This is a genomic window from Gordoniibacillus kamchatkensis (assembly GCF_000829455.1).
GTDB classification, from domain to species: Bacteria; Bacillota; Bacilli; order Paenibacillales; family NBRC-103111; genus Gordoniibacillus; species Gordoniibacillus kamchatkensis.
Window position 1 is genome coordinate 1 of record NZ_JXAK01000043.1, and the last position, 22,309, is coordinate 22,309.

22 protein-coding genes are annotated in these 22,309 nt (G+C 59.9%); 9 read left to right on the forward strand and 13 right to left on the reverse strand.

Annotated elements, in window-relative coordinates; all coding sequences use genetic code 11:
* The 3 genes from SD70_RS38385 to SD70_RS21910 all read left to right on the forward strand — a co-directional run.
* The coding region (locus tag SD70_RS38385; protein WP_231571395.1) for a hypothetical protein at nucleotides 1-248 on the forward strand (248 nt) is incomplete at its 5' end.
* A gap of 12 nt (nucleotides 249-260) precedes the next feature.
* Nucleotides 261-878 carry a pyridoxamine 5'-phosphate oxidase family protein gene (locus SD70_RS21905; RefSeq protein ID WP_041049724.1) on the forward strand — a complete coding sequence of 206 codons (618 nt, stop codon included), beginning with the start codon at nucleotides 261-263 and terminating at the stop codon, nucleotides 876-878.
* A gap of 295 nt (nucleotides 879-1,173) precedes the next feature.
* On the forward strand, nucleotides 1,174-1,638 hold the full coding sequence (locus SD70_RS21910; RefSeq protein ID WP_082053560.1) for a GNAT family N-acetyltransferase: 465 nt from the start codon (nucleotides 1,174-1,176) through the stop codon (nucleotides 1,636-1,638).
* 72 nt (nucleotides 1,639-1,710) lie between these two features.
* Here SD70_RS21910 and SD70_RS33800 read toward each other — a convergent pair whose 3' ends face one another.
* Nucleotides 1,711-2,163 carry an S-layer homology domain-containing protein gene (locus SD70_RS33800; protein ID WP_052487742.1) on the reverse strand — a complete coding sequence of 151 codons (453 nt, stop codon included), beginning with the start codon at nucleotides 2,161-2,163 and terminating at the stop codon, nucleotides 1,711-1,713.
* A 5-nt stretch (nucleotides 2,164-2,168) separates the two neighbouring features.
* Nucleotides 2,169-4,103 (reverse strand): YcdB/YcdC domain-containing protein, encoded by a 1,935-nt coding sequence (locus SD70_RS21915; RefSeq protein ID WP_052487743.1) that lies wholly within the window; start codon nucleotides 4,101-4,103, stop codon nucleotides 2,169-2,171.
* 312 nt (nucleotides 4,104-4,415) lie between these two features.
* Here SD70_RS21915 and SD70_RS21920 point away from each other — a divergent pair, with 312 nt between their 5' ends.
* Nucleotides 4,416-4,901: a hypothetical protein gene (locus SD70_RS21920; RefSeq protein ID WP_052487744.1), complete on the forward strand. Its 486-nt coding sequence runs from the start codon at nucleotides 4,416-4,418 to the stop codon at nucleotides 4,899-4,901.
* A gap of 452 nt (nucleotides 4,902-5,353) precedes the next feature.
* Here SD70_RS21920 and SD70_RS21925 read toward each other — a convergent pair whose 3' ends face one another.
* Entirely contained in the window at nucleotides 5,354-6,055 is a 702-nt protein-coding gene (locus tag SD70_RS21925) for a pseudouridine synthase (protein WP_041049726.1), read from the reverse strand.
* A gap of 188 nt (nucleotides 6,056-6,243) precedes the next feature.
* Here SD70_RS21925 and SD70_RS39365 point away from each other — a divergent pair, with 188 nt between their 5' ends.
* Both SD70_RS39365 and SD70_RS39370 read left to right on the forward strand, forming a co-directional pair.
* A complete protein-coding gene (locus SD70_RS39365; RefSeq protein WP_269432503.1) occupies nucleotides 6,244-6,744 on the forward strand; it encodes an MFS transporter in 501 nt (166 codons plus the stop codon).
* Nucleotides 6,681-7,394, forward strand: a complete 714-nt coding sequence (locus SD70_RS39370) for an MFS transporter (RefSeq protein WP_082053561.1) — start codon at nucleotides 6,681-6,683, stop codon at nucleotides 7,392-7,394. Before SD70_RS39365 ends, SD70_RS39370 begins: the two co-directional genes overlap by 64 nt.
* A gap of 260 nt (nucleotides 7,395-7,654) precedes the next feature.
* Here the strand turns inward: SD70_RS39370 and SD70_RS21935 are convergent, their stop codons facing one another.
* From SD70_RS21935 to SD70_RS21955, 5 genes are all read right to left on the reverse strand, one after another.
* Nucleotides 7,655-7,915, reverse strand: coding sequence for a hypothetical protein (locus tag SD70_RS21935; RefSeq protein ID WP_156158134.1), 261 nt, complete (start codon nucleotides 7,913-7,915; stop codon nucleotides 7,655-7,657).
* 102 nt (nucleotides 7,916-8,017) lie between these two features.
* Nucleotides 8,018-8,323 carry a hypothetical protein gene (locus tag SD70_RS21940; RefSeq protein WP_041049728.1) on the reverse strand — a complete coding sequence of 102 codons (306 nt, stop codon included), beginning with the start codon at nucleotides 8,321-8,323 and terminating at the stop codon, nucleotides 8,018-8,020.
* Nucleotides 8,324-8,384: 61 nt separating this feature from the next.
* Nucleotides 8,385-9,044, reverse strand: a complete 660-nt coding sequence (locus SD70_RS21945) for a DUF2238 domain-containing protein (RefSeq protein ID WP_231571397.1) — start codon at nucleotides 9,042-9,044, stop codon at nucleotides 8,385-8,387.
* Between the two features lie 132 nt (nucleotides 9,045-9,176).
* Entirely contained in the window at nucleotides 9,177-11,228 is a 2,052-nt protein-coding gene (locus SD70_RS21950) for an ABC transporter ATP-binding protein (RefSeq protein ID WP_041049730.1), read from the reverse strand.
* 32 nt (nucleotides 11,229-11,260) lie between these two features.
* Nucleotides 11,261-13,006: an ABC transporter ATP-binding protein gene (locus SD70_RS21955; RefSeq protein WP_041049732.1), complete on the reverse strand. Its 1,746-nt coding sequence runs from the start codon at nucleotides 13,004-13,006 to the stop codon at nucleotides 11,261-11,263.
* A 693-nt stretch (nucleotides 13,007-13,699) separates the two neighbouring features.
* Between SD70_RS21955 and SD70_RS21960 the strand changes: the two genes are divergently transcribed.
* The 3 genes from SD70_RS21960 to SD70_RS21970 all read left to right on the forward strand — a co-directional run bounded on the left by SD70_RS21960 (nucleotide 13,700) and on the right by SD70_RS21970 (nucleotide 15,984).
* Nucleotides 13,700-14,758, forward strand: coding sequence for a DUF4850 domain-containing protein (locus tag SD70_RS21960; RefSeq protein WP_041049733.1), 1,059 nt, complete (start codon nucleotides 13,700-13,702; stop codon nucleotides 14,756-14,758).
* Between the two features lie 125 nt (nucleotides 14,759-14,883).
* Nucleotides 14,884-15,567: an SOS response-associated peptidase gene (locus tag SD70_RS21965; RefSeq protein WP_041049735.1), complete on the forward strand. Its 684-nt coding sequence runs from the start codon at nucleotides 14,884-14,886 to the stop codon at nucleotides 15,565-15,567.
* Between the two features lie 150 nt (nucleotides 15,568-15,717).
* On the forward strand, nucleotides 15,718-15,984 hold the full coding sequence (locus tag SD70_RS21970; protein ID WP_156158135.1) for a hypothetical protein: 267 nt from the start codon (nucleotides 15,718-15,720) through the stop codon (nucleotides 15,982-15,984).
* A gap of 136 nt (nucleotides 15,985-16,120) precedes the next feature.
* On the opposite strand, the gene SD70_RS21975 is transcribed toward SD70_RS21970, so the two are convergent.
* From SD70_RS21975 to SD70_RS21995, 5 genes are all read right to left on the reverse strand, one after another.
* Nucleotides 16,121-16,711 carry a hypothetical protein gene (locus SD70_RS21975; RefSeq protein ID WP_041049738.1) on the reverse strand — a complete coding sequence of 197 codons (591 nt, stop codon included), beginning with the start codon at nucleotides 16,709-16,711 and terminating at the stop codon, nucleotides 16,121-16,123.
* A gap of 619 nt (nucleotides 16,712-17,330) precedes the next feature.
* Complete coding sequence (locus SD70_RS21980; RefSeq protein ID WP_052487746.1) at nucleotides 17,331-18,722, reverse strand: molybdopterin molybdotransferase MoeA; 1,392 nt, start codon at nucleotides 18,720-18,722, stop codon at nucleotides 17,331-17,333.
* Nucleotides 18,719-19,513, reverse strand: coding sequence for a formate dehydrogenase accessory sulfurtransferase FdhD (gene fdhD / locus SD70_RS21985; RefSeq protein ID WP_041049739.1), 795 nt, complete (start codon nucleotides 19,511-19,513; stop codon nucleotides 18,719-18,721). The genes SD70_RS21980 and fdhD overlap by 4 nt, the downstream gene beginning before the upstream one ends.
* Before the next feature lie 85 nt (nucleotides 19,514-19,598).
* On the reverse strand, nucleotides 19,599-21,950 hold the full coding sequence (locus SD70_RS21990; protein WP_041049741.1) for an FdhF/YdeP family oxidoreductase: 2,352 nt from the start codon (nucleotides 21,948-21,950) through the stop codon (nucleotides 19,599-19,601).
* Between the two features lie 51 nt (nucleotides 21,951-22,001).
* Nucleotides 22,002-22,184, reverse strand: coding sequence for a hypothetical protein (locus SD70_RS21995; protein ID WP_041049743.1), 183 nt, complete (start codon nucleotides 22,182-22,184; stop codon nucleotides 22,002-22,004).
* Nucleotides 22,185-22,309 lie beyond the last annotated feature (125 nt).

Sequence of the window (22,309 nt, forward strand, 5' to 3'; positions counted from 1 at the left end):
CCGGAGACCCACATTTCCAATCCGCAGTGCAGCCATACTTTCTTGGGCAACCTGAAAACCTGCTTGAAAAGTGGTCCAATAAAAGTTCATCAATTATTGCCGGAGACCCACATTTCCAATCCGCAGTGCAGCCATACTTTCTTGGGCAACCTGAAAACCTGCTTGAAAAGTGGTCCAATAAAAGTTCATCAATTATTGGCTCTTTCCTATTGCCACCCACCTCTATATCATGGAAAAAAACAAAATAAGGTGGAGTGGACATGAGAAGATCCGAATTTTCAATTGAGGAGCAGCAGGAAATCGATGAATTTTTGCAGGAGATGTCGTTCGGTTATTTGGGGACCTATGGAGAGGACGGATGGCCGCATATTACGCCTTTAAATTACACTTACCAGAACGGATACATTTACTTCCACGGCTCCAAGAAAGGCGCCAAGATGGATGAGATATTGGCCTCGCACAAGGTCAGTTTTGCGGTTGCGAAAGAGTTTGCAATTATTCCTTCCTATTTCAGCGATCCGCGGCAGGCTTGCCCCGCGACAGCCTATTTCAAGTCCGTTCACATCAGGGGATTCGCCGAACGGGTCGAGGACTTGCACGAAAAAGCGCTGGCATTAAGCGGCCTGATGGAAAAGCTTCAGCCGGAAGGAGGCTATGCCCCTATTACTCCGGACGATCCGAAATACGTCGGCGAGCTGAAAGCCGTCTCGGTGGTCAAAATCTCCATCGATAGCCTTACGGCGAAGTTCAAATTCGGACAAAATCTGAAGGGAGGACGCCGCACCAAGGTTATGGAGGGGCTTATGGAGAGAGGCGGAGCCGAAGACGCGGCAATCGTGGAACTGATGAAAAAGTACTGCCCTATGCACCAGGAGTAGAGAACTTCGCGAAAAATGCCTCCAACCCCAGCGAGGGTTGAAGGCATCCAGCTCTCCCTGGGCGGTAACGGAAATTTGTTCCTTTAACGGTCGATTTCCCGAGTATTTCCCAAAAATAACGGAACGGCAGTACGCTATATCGTCGTTCTAAACGAATTTTTCCTTGTTACAAGCCGAATAACGGAACTGCGTTCCGTTAAGCTTTGCCGTCGTCCCTCCGGTTAAGCAATAACGGAACGGAGTTCCGCTATGATCGCCCGTTACTAGAAGCTAACAAAGGAAGGAGGATTATCCGTTGGCAGACTTATCGAATGAGCCAATCGCGCTCGACATAGCGCCGCTGAGAGCGGAGGACCGCGACCGCTGGAACGTCCTGGCCCGCGGCTATAAAACCTTCTATGAGACCGAACTCCCCGATTCCACGTACGATGAGGTTTGGCAGCGCCTGCTGAACGCCGACGGCGTTTACGGCTTCGGCGCGCATCTGCAAGGAAACCTGGTCGGCATTGCCCACTACCTGTTTCATCGTACGGTTTGGATGGAAGACTCCTGCTATTTGCAAGATCTCTTCGTCGACGAAGCCGCCCGCGGGCGCGGCGTCGCTCGCGCGCTTATTGAGCGGGTAGCTCAGGCGGCACGTGAACATAACGCTTCCAGGTTCTACTGGCAGACACGCCAGAACAATGTCACCGCTCGCGCTCTTTATGACAAGATCGCGCAGCACAGAGGATTCATTCGCTACGATTACCCGCTGAAGTAAACCTCAGGAACAAAAAGAAGCTTCGTTCCCGCCAGCATAGCGGGATCGAAGCTTCTTTTCTGTATATTCCGATCAATACATCGGTCCGAATGGCGAGCGGTTCTCCAGATCGGAGCGCGCCTTCAAGTAACGTGCGAACGCTGTGGCGGCCTGCGCCTTCGTGACGTTTTGCGCCGGCATGAAGTTGCCGTCCGTCGCCGACATGATGCCGAGACCGACAACGATCGCGGCGTCGCCCGGATGCTTCAGCTGCGCCTCGTCGGCGAAAGGCTTGGCGAAAATGCCGTCGCGCTCGGCCAGCTTGCCGTACCCGAGAGCCCGGACGATGAGCTGCGCCATCTCTTCGCGCGTAATGGTACCGTTAGGATTCAAGTCGCCGCCCGTGCGGTCCAGGATGCGCATATCGACGGCCCGCTCCACGTACGGGAAATACTGCGAGTCGTTCTTCACGTCCGCGAACGAGTTCGTTTTGCTCGCAGCGTAATAGATGCCGTAGTTGCCGCCATTGATCGAGATGACGAGCATTTTGATCAGCTCGCCCCTGGTGATGGAGCGTCGGGGTTCACCTTGCCGTCCTTCACGTCGAGCGCCTGATAATCGAGCATGAGCTGCAAATCTTGCTGCGCCCAATGGCCTTCGATATCCGTTACCTTCACCTTCTCGAGCGACACCGGATCGCCGCTTTCCGGCGATATCCACCCGCCGGTTTCGGCATTCAGCACGTATTGGGGACCGTTCGCATATTTCGGCACGAGGGCGTAAATGAGATGGGCGGTCGTGTCCGTTTTGTCGTTGTCCACCTCGCCGGACGCTGCCCGCAAGTTCAGCTTTCTGTAATAGTCGTCGCTGAAAGGACCCATCGGCATGAAAGGCGGCATGTATCCCTTGTTGACGTATTGCAGCTGCACATCGTACGTCGAGAAGAGCAAATCCTCGGCCTTGACGGAGTCGATCGCTTGCGGCTTCTGCGCCGGGTAATCCTGCTGCGAGAAATTCGCCGAATAGTTGCGTACGGCGCCCGTCTCCCCGTCGATCGTCACGTTCACGCTGTCATAGCCGGCCCGCACGCCGTCGATGTACCGCGCAAACGTGAAGTTGTAGCCGCGGTCGCGCTTCACGATTTCCAGCGGTATGACGTTGTCCGCAGCGATGGTTTGCAGCACGAGCTGGTTCGTGTAGCCCGGGAGCATTTTTTTCACGAGCTCGATCGCCTTCGTCTTCGCCTCGTCCTGCTTCACTTTCACGTCGTACGAATTGTTCTGAGTGGGCACGTATTGGCTGAAATTGGTGATCTCGCCGGTTTTGGCGTTGACGCCCGCGTAAATTTCCGTCGTCGGCAAGCCCATTTTGGCGTCCATATCGCTCTTCGCCGTCGACCAGCGCAAGTTCCAGGTGGAGAACGTTTTGCCGGTCGCATCGTCGACGTTCTCGTAGAAGCTGGCGTCTTGAAGCTTGGCTCCGTCCGGCAACGGGAACGCTTGCGTTGCCTTGGCGATAGCTTCATCTTTGCTAAGGCTCAGCGTAGCGGACGGAATAGAACCGAGCGGCTTGTCGGTAAGCGGCGTCAAATTCGGCTTGAGGTCAGGCTCGATGCCGCCGCCGGTGTAAACGGCGCCTGTTTTGGCGTCAATCGGGTAGACGCCCATGCCGTAGACGAGGATCGGCTTCTTGTTTTTGCCGGAATACGGCGTAATGTAAGCGAGCGTCGGCTCTGCCTGTTCATGCAGCTTCCCCAGCGCCGCATCCGCGTCCAGTACCCCTTTCGGGTCGTCGAACGTCAGGCCATCGGTCCAGTTGGCGTTATAGCCGACGACTTCGCCGTCGCCGTTCACTACGACGGAAACGAAGTTTTGCGGGAACGGGATACCGTTTACGACCCGGTCGTAGCGGAGCTCATATTGCACCGAGCCGCGCAGCGGCGGCTTCGCCGCACGTTCGCCCGCGTCATTGTACTTCGTCTGCTCCAGCGCTTCGGGGTTCACTTTGGCGAGCCATTTGGCGGCAACGTCCTTCGCCCCCTGGTAATCGACCTTCGGCGGGAAGCTCGGCTTGTAGCTCGGATCGCTGTTGTACGTGCTGTAGCCGACCATTTTGCCGGTGATGCCGTGAATTTGCACCGACAGGTTGCCGAGGTACTGGTCGCCCTGCTTCTTCACATAGTTCAGGTTCCAGACCGGCCCCTGCTGCATGTACGACCCGCCGTACAGGTTGACGTTCTGCAGCGTGAAGCCTTCCGGGATCGAGACGGCTTTGCCGGCGAGCTCGATCGCTTGCTCCTTCGTGATTTTCGCTTCGGCGAGCGTCTTCTCGTCGGCGGGTTTGACGGGGACCGCGATTGCGGGGGCGGCTGCCGACGTTGCGGCCGGCATCGCCGGCTCGGGAACGGCTTCGTCCGCCATCGCCAGCGGCGAGCCGAACAAAGCGGTGGCGAGCGTGAAAGTTCCAATCGTTTTGAGCAGTTTCACAGGTTCTTGCCTCCTTGATTTCGAGTTGCTCGGGAGTCCTCAGCCTCGCTTCTGCTGCAGCTCCAAGCTTTCTGCACATCCAGACGCTGCCAACCGGCAAAAGGTTGCTGCTTGACCGCCGCATTTTTTTGCGCGGCTTTTGTACGGTTCCAATCTTTGCAGTAAGGGCAACCTGTGCTAAATTAAGGAAAATGGCGATGCGAAGGTAAACGGCTTGCGCCGTCCTTCGGGCCGTGCGCGTTTGCCGCGCGGAAGCAGCCGAGTAAAGGCGCAGATTATACTTTCTGATGAAGGATCGAAAGGAAGCTTGCCATGACGACAGGTTGGTTCGAGCAGTTCGCCGCCGCCGAAGCGGCAGAGGTGCAAACTCGGGTGAGCGAGGGGGTAAAGGAGAAAGGGTATTCGGCGTTTTATCCGATTGTGGAAGGATTCTGGGCGCTGCTTCGTACGTTCGCAGACGACGAGACGGAGCGCGTGGAAGAGCTGTTGCGGCGGGGACGGCGGATGTTTCCCGAACCGGCTGCATTCAGTCCGTCCTGGGAAAAGCTGTGGGATGAGCTGGAGCAGGTAGCCGCCTACAAAAAGCATGCGCTGTTGTCCGTGCCGTCGCCGGAACGGGAAGGGGAATGGCAAATTGTGATGGACAATCCGTACTCGAATCAGGAAGTGGTGTGCTATCCGGCGCTAACCTTCATGGAAGCCGCTTATTTGTACGGCTACTTCCGCCAGAAGCTGGAGAAGAACGAATACATTCGGCTGCAAAAAATCCAAACGCTGATCATGAACTACGGCGAGTAGCGTGAGCACAAGCGTGCGGGGGCGATGCGGCGGGGCGCAAGCGCTCTGCCGTGGCGGCAGAGGCGATAGGATGCGGGATGCGAGGGCGGATGCAGTGTTGCACGACTGCCGGAACGGCCTCTATTATGCGTCGGTTTGGCGGAAGCGCCGCTCGGGCGGACCGTTTGGCATTAATAGCATCGGTAGGGACAGGATACAGTGTTGCTCGACTGGCGTGAGCGGCCGAAACAGCCTCCACTGCGCGTCAGTTCGGCGGAATCGCCGCTTGCTCTAACTGACTGCACGGCCTTTGCTGCACTGATAGTGGTAGGATGCAGTCTTGAGCGACCGGGAGAGCAGCCGAAACAGCCTCCACTGCGCGTCAGTTCGGCGGAATCGCTCGCTTGCTCTAGCTGACCGCTCTTCCTTTGCTGCGCCGACATGCCGCCCCACACCGCTGTCGCCAAGCCGCCTTACGGCGCGAGCAGTCCGAGCGGCTGCAGCAGCGCCTCCCGTTCCGCTGCGGTAAGCTCGCGCCAAGCGCCGGAAGGCAAGTCGCCGAGCTCCAGCCCGAGAATGCGCACCCGGCGCAAGCGCTCGACGCGATAGCCGAACGCCTTGCACATGCGCCGGATTTGGCGGTTGAGCCCCTGCGTCAAAACGATGCGAAACATGCGCTCGCCCACCGCCCGGGTGCGGCACGGCTTCGTCACGGTCCCGAGCATCGGAACCCCGGCGGCCATACCGGCTAGCAGCTCTGGGGTAACCGGTTTATCGACGGTGACCTCGTATTCCTTCTCATGTTCGCGATCCCCATGCAGCAACCGATGCGATAGCTCGCCGTGATTGGTCAGCAAAATAAGCCCTTCCGACTCCTTGTCCAGGCGGCCGACCGGGGACAGGCGCTCCGGGTGCTTCAAGAAACCGGCAATATTGCCCTCGACGTGAGCAGCTGTTGTGCATACGATGCCGACAGGCTTGTTCAGCATCACGTAAACGTATGGGCGGCGCGGGCCGAGCGGGATGCCGTCGACGCGGATGTCCGACGCTTCCGTAAAGGCCGTGCCGATATCCGCCGTCCGCCCGTCTACCGTCACCCGTCCCGCCTTGATCCAGCGCTGCGCCTCCCGGCGCGAGCATGCGCCCGTATCTCCGATATAGGCGTGGAGCTTCATCGCGGTCCCCCTCCTTTTCCACGAATGAATTGCGACTTCATCCTACCACGACCTCCGTACAGCCGTCATCCGCCTCATCCCTGCCTGGCCGCGCAATGCAGCGCAATCGCCGTTTGACAGGCGACAGTATTTCCGTTTTAATACAAAGAATACCTAGCTACCTTTCCCCGGGAAGGACATCACATTTGATGCAAATGCGCTATAGTTTAAGCATTTCGGGCTTTTACTTTATTTATTTTTTCGGATACGGCGCGCTGTTTCCGTTTCTGGCTCTCGTCCTGCAACAAAACGGGCGCTTCGACGGCGCCGGGATCGGGCTGCTGCTGTCGCTCAATCCGATTTTGTCCATCGCCTTCCAACCGCTGTGGGGGCTCTTGTGCGACGCTACGCAAAAACCGAAGGCCGTACTCGGCGCTACCGTCTGGCTCAGCGTCTTGGCCAGTGCGTCCCTGCTGAGGATAACGGACTTTTCGTTCGCCATGGCCGCCGGCGCCCTCGCCGTGCTGGCCATCGTCCAAAGCGCCGCCATGCCGCTCATTGACAGCCTTACGATGCTTACGCCACGCGCACGGGCAAACATTACGGGTCGTTCGGACTATGGGGGGCAGCCGGCTTCGCTGTCTCGGTGTTCGCCATCGGCAAGCTTTCCGACGCGTACGGCCTGCAGGTTTCCCTCTTCTCCTTCATGACAGCGACGGCTTTGTCCGGCATTCTTGCCTTGCTGTTGCCGAACGAGGCCGCCGGCTTCCGCGTCAGCCTGCGCGCCAACTTGAAGGTATTGCTGCGCCTGCCGCGCTACGGCGTATTCCTGCTGGCCTCGTTCCTTATTTTCGGCCCGATGCTGTCGAACAACTACTATTTCGGCATGCTGATGAAGGACGCCGGCGGCAGCTTGACCGGACTCGGCATTGCCTTCCTGATCGCCGCCGGCAGCGAAATTCCGTTCATGCGCTGGTCGGAGCATTTTGTCGTACGGTGGGGGCTGCTTTCGGTGCTGATCGCCTGCTCGGCGGTAGCCGGCGTGCGCTGGCTGCTGTACGGCTTCGAGGTGCCGCTCGCCGTCATTTATGCGACCTCCCTTTTGCAAGGCTTCGGCATCGGACTGTTCATCCCCGCAGCGCTTCGCTACGTGTATCTGATTTCGCCCGAAGGCGTCCGAGCTACCGCCGTCTCGCTTTACTCGATGGCCGGCAACGGCCTCGGCAACTGGATCTGCACGTTGGTCGGAGGCGCGCTGCTGAACCGTTATACGATTCATGCCGCTTACGTCAGCTTCGCGGTTTCCACCGCGCTCGGGATCGTTTTGCTGCTGCTGCTCGTAAGGATGGAGCGACGATAGACTGCAACTCTTGATCCTTCAGCTCCAATTACTCCCCAAGCAATTACAGCTCTCGTTTCACGAAAAATGCTTCTGCAGTTGCGCCTAGAGCACCTGCAGAGGCATTTTCACAGAATCGCGGCACCGGGTGCTGTTCCAATTGCCCTCCAGGCACTTACAGCACTCATTTTGCGAAAATACTTCTGCAGTTGCTACTGGAGCAATAGCGGAGAGCTTATCCGAGATGTACGCAAAGCGACTCGCCCCGCTGCTCGGTACACTCATTGCTTCTTATCGTCGGTGAGCGCGCCGCTTCCCGCAACCGGAATCGGATCGCCCAGATAGGTCGGCTTCGGGCGCCACACGTTAACCCATAAAAAATCTTTGTTCCGCGCCGCAATTTCGCGCAGCTCGAACCGGCCGGCGCCGGCGTACCGCTGCAAATCCGAGGCGACGCCGTACGCGTCCAAACCGAGCCTTCGCGCTTCGTATACGGCCCGCTGCAGATGGTAACGCTGAGTTACGATAATAACCTTCTTCACCTGAAAAATATCCCGGGCCCGGTCAGGCACCCGCCGGCCCGCAGCAAAAATCCCCCGGTCGCCAGGAGCGGCGTCCGGGGGATTTTGCCGATGACTAACGCCTTACCCGATACGGCGCCGGATCGCATTGATACTGAGCAGCGAGACGAACGCCCCGGCAATGCGCGTAACGAAGCCTAGCACCGGAACGAAGCTGAGCAGCGCCAGTACGACGTTGATGATCGTGTACAGCCCCGTGCCGTTGCCGAGCACGAACGCCAGCACGAGACTAATGACGGTGAGCGGCAGCACGAAGCCGCCGGACCACGCGTAGACGAACGGAATGAGGCCGAGCAGGAAGCCCGCGGCCACCACAACCTCGATAACGAGCTGAATGCGGCTTAGCCATTTCACAGTTTCATTGGTCATAACATGTTATCCTCCTAATTGGTAGTAAGCTCTGGCTTGCACCCTGCAGCCGCACCGTCCTCTAATCAAGACGCCTGACGGCACGCGCCAGGGCCGTGATAACCATCGCGACGGCGGCCCCGTACAAGGCGACTTCCATATCGTGCTGACTGTCCCACACGTCCCCTTGCGTGCCGAGAAACAGAACGCCGATCTCGGGCGCTACGATGTTCGCCACCCACATCTCGATCAGCTCGTAAAACGCCCCCGTCGCCAGAATCGTCGTCACCGTCAGCGCATAGGACCAAAACCCGCGCAGCCCCACGACCCGCCTCATGAACTGGAACAGCGGGTACGCCAGCAAAAGCCCGTACGAGGCGTGCACGACGCGGTCGTACATGTCCCGCTGCAGCTCGAAATAGCGATGCATGAGCATATCGATCGGAGTCGTGTTGTACGAAAAGCTCGCACCGTACGTGTGCAGAGCAAGAAAAACGGCAATGAGCGCATAAGCCAAATTGTTGAACCGGAAAAACGGGTACGTGACCGTCAAAACAGCCACGGCAACAAAGATGAGCAAGTTTTCCAGCAGCCAGTCAAACCGGTTGTAAGGAGCGACGGCCATCCACGCCCAGAAAGCGGCATACCCCAAAATCAGCATATGCAGCAGGCGGTTGCGCCCGAACCGGATGTCCGGACTCAGCCAGACGCTCCGGCTTGCACCGTAATGCGAGATATACATGTTGGCCCCCCTAAGAGTCTATATGGTTATATGTAGTTTACTGATTTTTCCCTCTTAGTGGAATATAACAGGAAAAAAATCCACCTCGCCTCCTGTTGGCGGCAAGGTGGATTTCAATCCGAATATACCTCGTTACGTCATGTTCGCCGCAATCCGGTCTGCACTCGGATCTTCGCCCGACTGCAGCAAATACATCTGATAATAGCGCCCGCGCAGCGCCATCAGCTCGTCGTGGTTGCCGCGTTCGACGATGCGGCCGTGATCGAGGACGAGAATGCGGTCCGCGCTGCGGATCGTCGACAGCCTGTGGGCGATGATGAACGTCGTCCGGCCTTTTTTCAGCACATCGAGCGCCGCCTGGATAATCGCTTCGGTCTCCGTGTCGATGCTGGCCGTCGCCTCGTCGAGAATGAGGATCGCCGGATTGAAGGCGAGCGCCCGCGCGAACGAGACCAGCTGCCGCTGGCCGGCGGACAGCGTCGCGCCCTTCTCGATGACCGGCTCGTCGATGCCTTTCGGCAGCGCCGCGAACATGTCGTACGCGCCGACGTCGCGCAGCGCCTTCTCGACCTGCTCGCGCGTAATGCGCGGATCGTTCAGCGACACGTTCGAGGCAATCGTGCCTGTGAACAGGAACGGGTCCTGCAGCACAATGCCCATATGATGCCGCAAGTGCTGCCTCGGAATTTGCTGCAAATCGCGCCCGTCAATCAGAATGCGTCCGTCGCCGACTTCGTAGAAGCGGAACAGCAAGTTCAGAATCGAGCTTTTGCCCGACCCTGTATGGCCGACGAGCGCCACTGTCTCGCCGTGCTTCGCCTCGAACGAAATGTCGCGCAGCACATACTCCTCGCCCTTGTACGCGAACGTCACGCGCTCGAAGCTGACATTGCCGCGGTAGCGCGGCATCGTCCCGTCGATAACGTCGATGCCCGGCTCGCCCATCAACTCGAACACGCGCTCCGCGGAGACGATGGCCGTCTCCATATTGGACAGCTGGTTGACGATGCCGACGATCGGCTGCATCATCCGGTTCATGTAATCGACGAACGCGTACAGCATGCCCACCGTTATCGCTGCGCCGAGCAGGCCTCCACCGAACATCCAGATCGCCGCGAGGAAAATAACGTTCCGCACGACGTTGACGAGATTGTGCGACGTAATGGAGTTCAGCATGAGCAGCTTGTTCTGGAAACGGAAATGCTGGTCGTTCATTTCGCCGAACTCGCGCAGCGTTTCCTTTTGCCGGCGGAACGCCTGAATGATCGGCATGCCCTGGATCGATTCGGCGATCATGCCGTTAATGTCGCTCAGGCGCGAGCGGATTTGTTGGTTGTAATGGACGGCGAAACGGCGGTAAACGATGATCCATACGTACAGCAGCGGCACGAGCGGAATCGCGAAGAGCGCCAGCCGGTAGTCGAGCAGGAACAGCGCGCCGATAATGGCCACCATATAGATGATCCCGGAGAAAAAGTTCGCCAGCACCGCGACGTAAAGCTCGCGCACCGCTTCCGTATCGTTCGTGATGCGGGAGACGACTTTACCCGCCGGCAAGTTGTCGAAGTACTGGATCGGCAGCTTCTGGATGTGCGCGAACACATCGTTGCGCATGTTCTGGATAATGCGGTTCGCCGTCGTCTGCAGCAAATAGCGCTGTCCGAACGTGAACAGGGCGACGAGCAGCAGCAAGCCGAAATAGGCGCCAGCGAGCGTCATCATCCCGCCGAACTCCGGCCGGTAGAAGGCGAACAGCTCGCCGGCGGAAAGCTGCCGGACCGTATAGCTGGCCTCTCTTCCGTCCTTGGAGTGAACGGTTAAGGTTGAACCGCTTAGCGTCCGCTCGCCGTCGAACGCCAGCTGGCCGCCCAAGAATACGTATTTGCGCCCGATCTGCAGCACCCGGACCTGCTTCCCCTGGCCGCTGTCGGCATAGGAAACGTGATCTTCCCGGATATACTGCTTGCCTTGATAGTTCACGCTGTACTTGCCCGCTCCGGTCGTCTCGTACCACGTTTTCTCGATGCCGAGAATGTTGTTGTCGATCATCCTTTTGGCGATGAGCGGTCCGGCCAGCTCGGCGCAAACCGCCGCCGCCAAAAGCAGCAGCGCGAGGAAAATCGGCTTGCGGAACGTCCATGCATATTGAAATAGCCGCCTGCCCGTCTGTCGGTTGGTTGTCACAGGCTTCACCTACTTTGCTTGAATTTCATGCTTTACGTTTCGATTTGCTGCTCCATTTGCTGGCGGTCGTACTGCTCCTTGTACCAGCCGCCGAGGGCGAGCAGCTCCTCGTGCGTACCTTGTTCCACGACGCGCCCTTCGTCGAGCACGAGAATGTGGTCGGCGTGCTGCACAGCGGAGAGCCGGTGCGTCGTGATGAACGTCGTTTTGCCGGCGCGTTCGCGGCGGATCGCTTCGATGATGTGCGCTTCGGTTTTGGCATCCACAGCGGACAACGCGTCATCGAGCAGCAAAATCTCAGGCTCGACGATGAGCGCCCGGGCGATCGATACGCGCTGCTTCTGGCCGCCGGAGAGGGCGACCCCCTTCTCTCCGACGAGCGTCTCGAGCCCGTCGGGCAAATATTGCACGTCGCTTGCGAACGCCGCCTGGTCCAGCGCCTGCTCGAGCTCGTCGTCGCTGCCGGCCGGGCGGCCGAACCAAACGTTCTCGCGGATCGTCCGCGAGAACAGAATCGGGTTTTGCGGCACGTAGCCCATCCAGCCTTGCACTTGCTCGAGGGCGATCGACTTCAGCGGCACTCCGGAGATGGCGATCGTCCCGCTGCCGAGCGGATATTCGCGCAGCAGCTGGCGCAGCAGTGTCGTTTTGCCGCTGCCCGTTCGGCCGACGATGCCGAGCGTCTGCCCGCGCCGCAGCTTGAACGAGACATCAACGAGATTGTCGATCGGCGACGACGGATAGCGGAACGTCACATGCTCGAACGAGATCGTCTCCGGCACCGCAACCGGCATCGGCTGCGGCGCATCCTGCACATCGGCCGGATAGCCAAGCGTTTCGTTCACCCGGTCGAGAGACGCGTTGCCCCGCTGCATAATGTTGATCAGTTCGCCGATGGCGAACATCGGCCAGATCAGCATGCCGAGGAAAACGTTGAACGAGACGAGCTCGCCGAGCGTAATTTCGCTGCGGAACACGAGGTAGCCGCCGTAGCACAGGCCGATCAAGTAGCTGAGCCCGACCAGAATTTTGATCGTCGGCTCAAACAGCGAGTCGATTGTAGCGACCGCTGCGTTTTTGCGGTAAACGTCGTCGGTCAGCTCGCGGAACTTGGCTTCGGCGGATCGCTCCTGCACGAAGGCTCGGATCACCCGGACGCCGGCGATCGTCTCGAGCACGTCGTCGTTCATTTTGCCGAATGCGTCTTGGGCGGCCATGAACCGCTCGTGAATGCGTCCGCCGTAAATTTTCATCGCCACCGCCATGATCGGCAGCGGCAGCAGTGCTGCCAGCGTAAGCTTCCACGAGATGAGCACGACCATCACGATCAGAATCGTCGCCATGAACAGGCTGGAATCGATCAGCGTGAGGATGCCGAAGCCGGCCGTCGTCGATACGGCGCGCAGGTCGTTCGTCGCTCGCGCCATCAGGTCGCCGGTCCGGTTTTTCTCGTAAAACGTTGGCGTCATCCGCACAAAATGCCGCATGAGCCGGTTGCGCAGCAGCCGCTCAAGCACGAACGCGCCGCCGAACAGCTTGTAGTGCCAGACGATCGTGATGGCGTAGCCGACGACGGTGATCGCGGCCCAGAAGCCGAGGACGGCGTAGAACTTCGCTCCTCCGAGCGTTCCTTGCTGCAAGCCGTCGATCGAGTAGCCGATCAGCTTCGGCGGGATAACGTCGATAACTCCGGCCAGCGCCAGCAGCAGCACCGCGATCGTGTACCTTTTCCACTCCAGGCGGAAGTACCAGGCCAATTTTCTAAGCACGATAAACATATTATGAGTTCTCTCCTTCCTGAACGGGCGGGCTCGGGGGACGCAGCGTGTACATACGGGATAAGAAAAGCTTCTTTCGAAGCCTTTTCGATGATGAGCGACCTACAAGTTTTGCGTAGCAAAACTCGCTTCTTAAGCGGGGAAGCTTTGCATGCCGTAAAGAATGTTCTTTTGTTCGCTTTATCGCTTCACAGAACTTAAACTTTCTTTACCGGTAAGAAGAACCGGCCTAGGCCGTCCGTTCCAGGCGGCTCCCCGATTCTCGCACGGAATCAGCCCAAATATCGGCCAGTTTATACTTTCTGATGGAGCAAAAAAGGCATACCGCATAAGGGTGCGATACGCCTATTAGTCCGATGGCCGGACCAATGCCGGCCTGCAGCCGGGCATAATAAAAGGCGCCTGATTACGAGCATCGTAACCGAGCGCCGGATAAGTCGGGTGTTGTGCCGCTGGGCGGGCGAGATCGTCAGCGAAATAGCGCGGATGGGTTACGAAGCCGTATATGCGGTTGTACAATCGGTACATGGAGCACATTCATTCGCATGACGGTACCATCCTTTCGGTTTGCAGCGATGTTAGGAAATGGAAATGACCTTACATGTGAACTTTACCATTACGCGAAGGAAGCTGTCAACGGAAAAAACAGCTATAATTATGGTACGGCATCGAGCGGAGAGGAGTTATCGGGGAATGCGAAAAAAGGGCGCTTGGGCAACCGTCTTGCTCGCATTGCTGTTGCTTGCGGCGGGCTGTAAATCTGGCCAAGCCGGAACGGATGCGGGATCTGCCGGGGCCGGGGCGGCGGAGGCGGGCTCCGGCTCGGGCGGCATGGCGACGGCAGCGAAGGCCGTATTTGCCGGAGCAGGAACGGCGGGCGGGAGCGGCGGAGCAGGCAATGAGGAATTAAACGGTACATCCGGGGGTTACGCCGCTGGGGACGGTAAAGCCAATGTTGAGGATGGCAGTTCTGCAGTGGGCGACGACGGAAACCCCGGTGCTGGCGCCGGAGGTGCTGCTGTTGGCGTCGGCAAACCTGGTGTTGGCGGTGGCGGTGCTGCCGCAAGCGATACGGCGGAGCCGCCGCCCATCGCCGATTGCGGTGTTCTGACGCTGGGCCGGGGCTCAAGCGCCCATACGTTGCCTTTGCGCTGCGTTCAGCCGAATCGCGGAGTGGACGATCCGGACCATCGCCCGTCTCTTGCGCCGCAAGCGCCCCTCAAGCTCGAGGCGTATACCGTCCCCAAGGAGCTGCGCAGCAAGCTGGAGGCGTACTGGATGAACATATTTGACGACGTGCACGGCGTGCTGCTGCTCGCCCCGAAAGGCTGGATCGTTCGGGCGGGCGGAGCTGTCGTCGGCGCGAACGGCTCGGCCGGCCTGCAGCTGGAACCGCCGCACCCGGACGGCTCGTACGTCCGCTACTTCGATAACGGCGGCTGCCAAGGCTGCGCCGTGCCGTCCATCGGCACGTACTTTCCGGAGCTGGCGAGGTGGGCCGAAGAGCAAGGCTTTACTCCGGACCAGGGGCCCGATTTCGCCAATCGTACGCCTTTGTCGTCGCAGCTGATGGCCTATACGCTCAAGCCTGATAAGGACCGGCAAGAAACGCAGCTGGTTACCGACGGAGTTGCCTATCAGCAGCATGACGGCGGAGCGGTGTTTCAGCTCGCCGAAGTCCGGCTGCCGGCGGCATACAAACCGCTCGCTGCCGCCATTTTGAACGCCTATGCCGCACCGCTGCGAGAATAGCGGACGGCGCCGTGCCCGAGAGCGGGTACGGCGCCGTTTTGCATGGAGGAAGGGTTGGAGCAATCGACGCATAATATTCGCAGGCGAGCAAATACTGGAAAAAACATTAAAGGTGGTGCTCGCCGATGTGCGAACGATTTTCTTTGACCACAGATATGCCCGAGCTGGTGCGGGAATTCCGCATCGACAAAACGCTCGTTTTCTACAAGCCGCGTTACAATGTGTCGCCGACGCAGTCGATCCCGGCGATTGTCGCCAGCGGGAAGGAGCGGTGGCTGGATGAGTTCCGCTGGGGGCTCGTGCCGTTCTGGGGCAAGGACGCGGTCAACTCGGACAGTTTGACGGCCGACGAAAAGCGGGCGCTGAAGCGGATTTACACGAAAAATCGCTGCATCATTCCTTGCGACGGCTTTTACGCATGGCGGACAAGCGAGGACGGCCGGAGGCGGCAGCCGATGCGCGTCGTGACGACGAACCGGCGCGTGTTCGGCATGGCCGGCATTTTCGAGGTGTGGCGGGCGCCGCAGGGCGATTACGAGCTGCGCACATGCACGCTGCTCACGACCGCGCCGAACCGGCTCGTCTCCCCGATGAGCGACCGGATGCCGGTCATTCTCGACCAGGACGGTATCGATCAATGGCTGGATCCGTCGCTTACCGACAAAAACCGGCTGCGTTTCCTGCTCCGCCCCGCCCCGGCCGAGACGATGCGCGCTTACCCGGTCACGCCGCTCGTCAACAGCATCGCGCACGAGGAGCCGGACTGCGTCGAAGAGCTCGACGTCATGCTGCCGCTCGTCAAGGCTTAGCGGAAAGCCACTTCCAAATAGATCAAGATAGCGGACCGTATCGGAAAGGACGATGGCGGTTCGCTATTTTTTATGTCCGTCTTTCCTGCATATATGCTCGTTCCAGCTATACAATTTACTATAGCCAAGGATGGGGGCGGTGCCATGCAAATGTCCAAAGTATGCACCCTGGAATCGTCATACGGGATGACAAGAAAAGTAGCCAGCTTCCTGGAGGATTTCAGCAAGCTGCGCTCGTTAACGCTGCTCGTGCCGGAAAAAGTCGAAGACCACTACATCATGCCCGCCAAAAGTATCACGTTAGACCAGGATGAGATGTTTTCGCTGTTCCTGTTTTTCGAGAGTATCGTTCGGGAAGTTCCGGATATGCAGAAAGATTTTGTCGCGTTTAAAGAGCTGCAGTCGAAGAAAAGATAGGCTGTTTACGGTCACTTTCATGCGGTCCCGGCTGGCGTTTACATCGATGCGTCTGCTCGCCGCCGCCACACTCCCTTACATCGATCGATGTGATGCCGGTGGGCAGCAGTCAGGCGGCAGCCATCCGGAGAGAGGCTTACTGCTTTGCGGCTATATCGTCGGTATGGGCGGCGCTGTAGCCGTTACCGAACAGAACGCTGCCTTGCCCATCCGTGTTCGTATACGTCCAGGTACCTTCCTGAGTGCCCACTACGGAGCCTACGCCAAGAGTTGCCCGCTGCTCCCCGTCCGGGGTCGTAATGACGATGTCCAGCGGACCGCGCACGAAGAAGGATCCGTCGGCAAGCCGGAAGCGGCTCAGCGTCGAGGTGGAATCGACGAGAAACGAGTATTTGACGCCGCGTACCGTAAGAGTACCGCTGCCGCTCGGGTTGACGGACGGGCTGTCGGGCCGGCCGCTCGGCTTTAGGCGGATGCTGACCTGGAGCGAAGCGTCCAGCGAATCCGGCGGGATGAAAAGACGCCGGGCAGCACCTGCGAGTCCTTCGGGCGCGCGCGGGGTTCCCTTCAGCGGCGTATACGCCGTCGCTTTCGCGCTCCATTGCAGCCTGTCGTCCGGCGCCTTCGGCTTCGTCTCGTGCGGCTTGGCCACAAGGTAGGCGGCGATGAGCAGGGACGGTATGAGTACGATAGCAATGTGGCGAATCCAGTTCGCCTTCGTCACCATGGGCTTGCACCTCCTGGCATCATTATAGCCTGTCCGAGCAACGCCGGCCAAAACCGGCGAGCACCGCACCGCAAGGCAACAGGTCAGGCTCCACGCCGATGACGCCTCTCCTCCCCTTTGCTTGGGAATCATTTGCGGAATGTTAGGCTAATAGCGCGACTATCAATAAACCATCGCTCCCGCAACAACGGGAAACAGTATCATTGAATGAGGACGTCCATGTTCGCAGCTGAGCTTTCCTTGGTAGCCTTAAAGGAACACAGTTCCGTTATAGCACGGGCAGAAACGCGCCGTATCAGTCTTAACGGAACGCAGTTCCGTTATCGGCTCAGAACCGGATCTTTTCGCATCTAAAATGTGGGGATAGCGTACTCCCGTTCCGCTAAGTCTGGGAAATATCCGGGAAATGAGCCATTAACGGAACACTTTTCCGCTAACTAACCGAAAGAAAAAGGGGAGCACGCCTTACTGATGAGTTTTCGGCCCATATGGTTAAGCGAAATATGTTCAGAACACTACGTTCGAAAACATAGGCTTTCCGCACAATCGGGCGTTTGCCGCTTAAACCCGGAAAGTGAGTCCCCTTGCGCTCGAAATGTTCTGCCAGAAGCCGTGTTCGTTACGGCTCGCCATACGCTAACGGGATTACTTCGACCAGCTCCCCCTGTGCGGCTCCCCTGCTTCCAGCCGGGATGACCGCGAGCGCATCCGCGTCCTGAATGGATACCATCATGCCGGATTTGGCAAAGCCGAGCGGTCGAACGCGGACGATCCCGTCGTCCAGCTCCAGCTTGGCGCGCAAATACCGGTCGTGCGGACTGCCCTTAACGAAATCGTCGGTTAGCGCGGCCCGGAACGTACGCGGCAGCGGCTCCGCCGCCCCCTGCATACGCAGCAGCAGCGGCCGGACGAGCAGCTCAAATCCGACGAAGCATGCGCCGGGGTTGCCAGACAAGCCGACGATCAGCTTTCTGCCTGCGATAGCGGCGCTCGTCGGCGAGCCCGGCCGCAGGGCCAGCTTGTTGAACAGTGTTGCGCAGAGCGGTTCTGCGTCGGATTTGTCCGCTGGCTCGCTGAGCATGCTGCCCATGCCGATGCCGCTTCCTTCTTGCGGCTGGCCCCCAAGCAAGCCCGCCCCCCGGCCAGCGCGCCCCTGAGCGAGTCCCTGCCTGAACAGCGACGCCATCGCATCGTAATCGCCGACCGAAACGCCGCCCGTCGTAACGACGAGGTCCGTGTGCGCGAGGGCAGCCGCAATGCGCGCCTGCGCTTCGGCGGCATCGTCCGGCAAAATGCCGAGCCACACCGGCACGCCGCCGGCGCGCTCGACCTGAGCGGCCAGCATCGGGCCGTTGCTGTTGCGGATGCGCCCCGGCGCAAGCTCCGCCTCGACGGGCAGCAGCTCGCTGCCCGTCGCGAAAATGCCGACGCGCGGGCGCGAGTAGACGCAGACCGCGGCGCAGCCGAACGTAGCCAGAAGCGCCGCCTGGCCCGGGCCGATGCGCGCGCCGGAGGCGATCAGCCGCTGCCCGGCGGCAATCTCGTCGCCCACCGGGGCGATGTGCTGCCCGGCGGCGGGCGGCTGCTTGATCAGCACGCGCGCGCCCCGCTCGAGCTCCTCCGTCTGCTCGAGCATGACGACGGCGGTCGCGCCCTCCGGCACGGCCGCTCCCGTCATGATCCGCACCGCCGTGCCCGGCGCGAGCGGGTGCGGCCAGACGCGCCCGGCGGGCACGTCGCCGACAACCCGCAGCGCCGCAGGCTGCTGCGGAGAGGCCGCTGCGGCATCCTCATGCCGCACGGCGTAGCCGTCCATGCCCGAGCGCGCAAAATGCGGCACGGGCCGATCGGCGGCGACGTCCGCCGCCAGACGCCGCCCATAGCTGGCCGCAAGCGGCACCGTCTCCGCCGCCAGCGGCCGCACCCGCGCAAGCAGCAGGCGCTGCGCTTCTGCGACGCGAATCGCCTTGCGGGCGAATCTGCTTCGCTCTGTCCCGTCCATTGAACTCATGCTGTCGTGATCCTTTCCCGATGCGTGTACACGTTCATCTGCGCGTCCCTCGCGAAGCCGGCAACCGTGAGGCCTAGCTCCGCGGCCAGCTTCAGCCCGAGATCGGTCGGCGCCGCGTTGGAGAGCAGCACGGCGGCGCCGATTTTGGCCGTTTTCAGCACGACCTCCGAAGACAGCCGGCCGCTGAAAGCGACGATGCCGTCGCGGGTCGGAATGCGATGCAGCAAGCAATAGCCGTATATTTTATCGAGCGCATTATGGCGTCCGATGTCCGAGCGGGTCACGACAATCCCCTCCGGGCTGCACAAAGCGGCGTTATGCACTCCGCCCGTATGGCGATACGCCGCCGATTCCGCCTGCAGCCGCCGCATCAGTTCGAGACAGCGTTCGGCGGAGACGCGCAGCCGGCTCGTCGACGTACGCGCTGTCCGCACGTCGTTCTGCAAGTAGAACTGCCGCCCTTTGCCGCAGCAAGAGCCGATAAACCTTTTGCCGTAAAATTCCGCGCTGGCCGTATGCTTGCGCTTCAGCTCAACGTCGGCCATGCCGCGCTCATCGTCGATGGACAGCCCGGTCACGTCGTCCGCCGTCAAAATGACGCCTTCAGAGGCAAGAAAGCCGATCACCATCTCGTCCAAATCAGCCGGCGTGCACACAATTGTAGCGAACTCCTCGCCATCCAGCCGCACGGTGAGCGGGTATTCGGACGCAACCTCCTCTTCGCGCTCCTTCCAGCCCCCATCCTCATAGCGGACGGCATTCCACGTTGTCGATAGCTTGCGGCCTGCCACCCCGGTCCCTCCTCCCTAACGTCATGACGTCCGCTGCATGCCCTTCGCGGAAACCGCTCGCACCGCAGCCCCCGGGACGCGCCCGTTAGCCTGCTTCCGTCTCGAGCTCTTCGATCCTTTTCTCCACGTAGCGGGTATCCTTGTGCGCGTAAAACGTCTCCGCCTTCTCGACGACAACGGCGGTGTTGTATTCCGGAATGCCGGCATGCGGCTCGTACACGCCTTTCGGCATGAGGCAGTTGCCTTCCGGCCAATATACCTGAATGTTGCCGCGAGCGACTTCGGCATGCCGTACCCGCCCGTGGAACGTACCGTGCCGGTTGTACACGACGACCGCCTCGCCTTCGCTCAGCCCGATACCCTGCGCGTCCGCCCTGTCCATCAGCACATCGTAGCGGTCTGCGGCGTTAAACGGGTCGCGCTCGCCGTAAATCATCGAGTTGAACTGTTTGCCGCGCCGCGTCGTGACGTAAAAATGCCCTTCCGGCTTGCGCAGCTCCGGCAGCTCGATCGGCAGCAGCCGGCCGCGGCCGTCCTCCGTCGGGCATACGCCGCCCTCGCACAGCCAGGCCCCGCCCCATTGGAAAACGTCGCCGCGCGACTTCAGCTTCTCGATTCCGGCATAGTTCGGCGCCGCGCGCGCGATCTCCTCGCGAATCGCCTCCGCGCTGTCGAACCAGACTTTGTGCGCGCTCTCCGGCTTGACGCGGGCCACCAAATCGCAGTAAATTTGCCACTCGGCGCGCGCCTCCCCGATGCGCGGCCCTTCGATTTCCGGCGAGAAATAAACCATCCGCTCCGTCGACGTCGACGTCCCGCCGCCCGGCTGCTCGTAACGCGTCATCGCCGGCAGCACGAGCACGGCCTCCTTGGCGTCGACAAGCGTAGACGTGTTCAAAATAATGTCCTGATGCACCCGCAGCTCCACTTCCTCCAGGCAGCGCCGCACAAACTCCGGCTCAGGCATCGTCTCCAGAAAATTGCCGCCCGACGTATAAAACACTTTGAGCTTGCGCTCGTGATCGTCCGGCAGCAGCGCGTTTTCGAGCGAGACGCCGACGATGTCCCCCTGCCAGCGGGGCAGCTCAAAGCCCCAAACGCGCTCTATGCGGCCGATATCGGCTTCTTTGAAGTCCCCGCCCGGCAGCGAGAACGGGTCCGCCCCCATCTCGCCCGCGCCCTGCACGCCGCTGTGGCCGCGTATCGGCATGAGCCCGCAGTGCTCGCGTCCGAGGAAACCGCGCAGCAGCGCAAGGTTGGCCACCTGCGAAATGTTGTCCGTGCCGAACCGGTGCTGCGTCAAACCCATGCTCCATACAAAAACGCCCGACTTCGCGCCGGCAAGCAGCCGCGCAAATTCAGCCATCCGCTCCCGCGAAAGGCCGCTCGACTTCTCCAGCTGCGCCCAGTCTTGCCGCTCCACGAGCGCCCGCAGTTCCTCGTAGCCGGTCGTATGCTCGCGCACAAAATCGTGATCCACCGCCGTACCCGGCCGCTCCGCCTCCATCTCGAACCATGTCTTCATGACGCCATGCATGAAGGCGATGTCGCCGCCAATATTGACCTGGTAAAAATCGTCCGCCAGCTTCGTACCGAACAGCGCCGATTCCGGTATCGACGGAATCCAGTAGCCGTCCATCGCCGGCTCGCGGTACGGATTGATGCAGATGATTTTCGTCCCGGCCCGCTTCGCCGCGTACATATATTTGGTCGACACGGGCTGGTTGTTCGCCGCCACGCTGCCCCAGAATACGAGCACATCCGTCCCGATCCAATCTTTATAATTGCAGCTCGACGCGCCGATGCCCACCGACCGCTTGAGCGCGGTTTTCGACGGAGAATGGCAAATGCGCGAGGCGTTGTCGATGTTGTTCGTGCCGAGAAAGCGCGCCACTTTTCCCGCCGCGTAGTACGCCTCGTTCGTAATGCCGCGCGCCGTCAAGTAAAAGGCGAGCTGCTTCGGATCGATCTCCCGGATTTTCGCCGCCGCCAAATCCAGCGCCTCTTCCCACGTCACGCGCGAGAACTTCCGCTCCCCGCGCCGGCGCAGCAGCGGATACGGCAGACGCCCGAGCTTGCGCAGCTGCGTGCTATCCAGGTTGCGCAAATCGTCGATGTCCGCGTGCAGCACTTCCGGCTTGATCGCCGGCATCGTGTTCAGGCGAAGCACGTTTAGACGCGTCGTGCACAGGTGCGGTCCTTCCAGCGTCCGGTCGTACAGACCGGATACGCCGAGCGCGCAGCCGTCGCATACGCCCTGCGTCAAAATCCGCGCCGCATACGGCAAGTTGTCGCGGTTGTCCCACATCACCTTGAGCGTATCGCGAATATGGTGCGGCTTCACCCGGCCGAGCCCGAACGGCGCCTTGCTTACCCACAGCGACGGGTCGGGCTTTTTCGGCAGTTTGATCGGTCCCGTATGCTTCGTAGAGCCCATAGCCCTCATCCTTTCTATACGTTATAGCTGCAGTCGCACGTTAAACGAATCTTATCCCGAACTGCGGTTGCTTTCGCCGCCTTGTTTGATTTCTTTCAGCAGCGCTTCGATATTTTGCAGGCTGCGTCGGCTTTTGTAGGCGTTCACGGCGAAGAAAGAGACGGCTGCGATGATAAACAACCAGAACAGCAAAGATAGCACTTGGATGACCAAAGTCCAAATTGAAACGTGCATAGCTTCCACAGCTTCCCTTCACCTTTTTCAGCGTTCTTTTGTTTGATCATAGCACATATGCGCATATTGTTGTTACCCTTATGCGCCACTTGGCATTTTTTGAGACATGCCTGATGCCGGCAGTT

Bases quoted from the DNA above. Each gene is read 5' to 3' on its own strand.
- SD70_RS21925 (WP_041049726.1), bottom strand. From the start codon at position 6,055: ATGAAGCTCCACGCCTATATCGGAGATACGGGCGCATGCTCGCGCCGG.
- SD70_RS21945 (WP_231571397.1), bottom strand. From the start codon at position 9,044: ATGTATATCTCGCATTACGGTGCAAGCCGGAGCGTCTGGCTGAGTCCG.
- SD70_RS21975 (WP_041049738.1), bottom strand. From the start codon at position 16,711: ATGGTGACGAAGGCGAACTGGATTCGCCACATTGCTATCGTACTCATA.
- SD70_RS21940 (WP_041049728.1), bottom strand. From the start codon at position 8,323: ATGACCAATGAAACTGTGAAATGGCTAAGCCGCATTCAGCTCGTTATC.
- SD70_RS21980 (WP_052487746.1), bottom strand. From the start codon at position 18,722: ATGAGTTCAATGGACGGGACAGAGCGAAGCAGATTCGCCCGCAAGGCG.
- SD70_RS21960 (WP_041049733.1), top strand. From the start codon at position 13,700: ATGCGAAAAAAGGGCGCTTGGGCAACCGTCTTGCTCGCATTGCTGTTG.
- SD70_RS21920 (WP_052487744.1), top strand. From the start codon at position 4,416: ATGACGACAGGTTGGTTCGAGCAGTTCGCCGCCGCCGAAGCGGCAGAG.
- SD70_RS21955 (WP_041049732.1), bottom strand. From the start codon at position 13,006: ATGTTTATCGTGCTTAGAAAATTGGCCTGGTACTTCCGCCTGGAGTGG.
- SD70_RS39365 (WP_269432503.1), top strand. From the start codon at position 6,244: ATGCAAATGCGCTATAGTTTAAGCATTTCGGGCTTTTACTTTATTTAT.
- SD70_RS21970 (WP_156158135.1), top strand. From the start codon at position 15,718: ATGTCCAAAGTATGCACCCTGGAATCGTCATACGGGATGACAAGAAAA.
- SD70_RS33800 (WP_052487742.1), bottom strand. From the start codon at position 2,163: ATGCTCGTCATCTCGATCAATGGCGGCAACTACGGCATCTATTACGCT.
- SD70_RS21990 (WP_041049741.1), bottom strand. From the start codon at position 21,950: ATGGGCTCTACGAAGCATACGGGACCGATCAAACTGCCGAAAAAGCCC.
- SD70_RS21905 (WP_041049724.1), top strand. From the start codon at position 261: ATGAGAAGATCCGAATTTTCAATTGAGGAGCAGCAGGAAATCGATGAA.
- SD70_RS21995 (WP_041049743.1), bottom strand. From the start codon at position 22,184: ATGCACGTTTCAATTTGGACTTTGGTCATCCAAGTGCTATCTTTGCTG.
- SD70_RS21965 (WP_041049735.1), top strand. From the start codon at position 14,884: ATGTGCGAACGATTTTCTTTGACCACAGATATGCCCGAGCTGGTGCGG.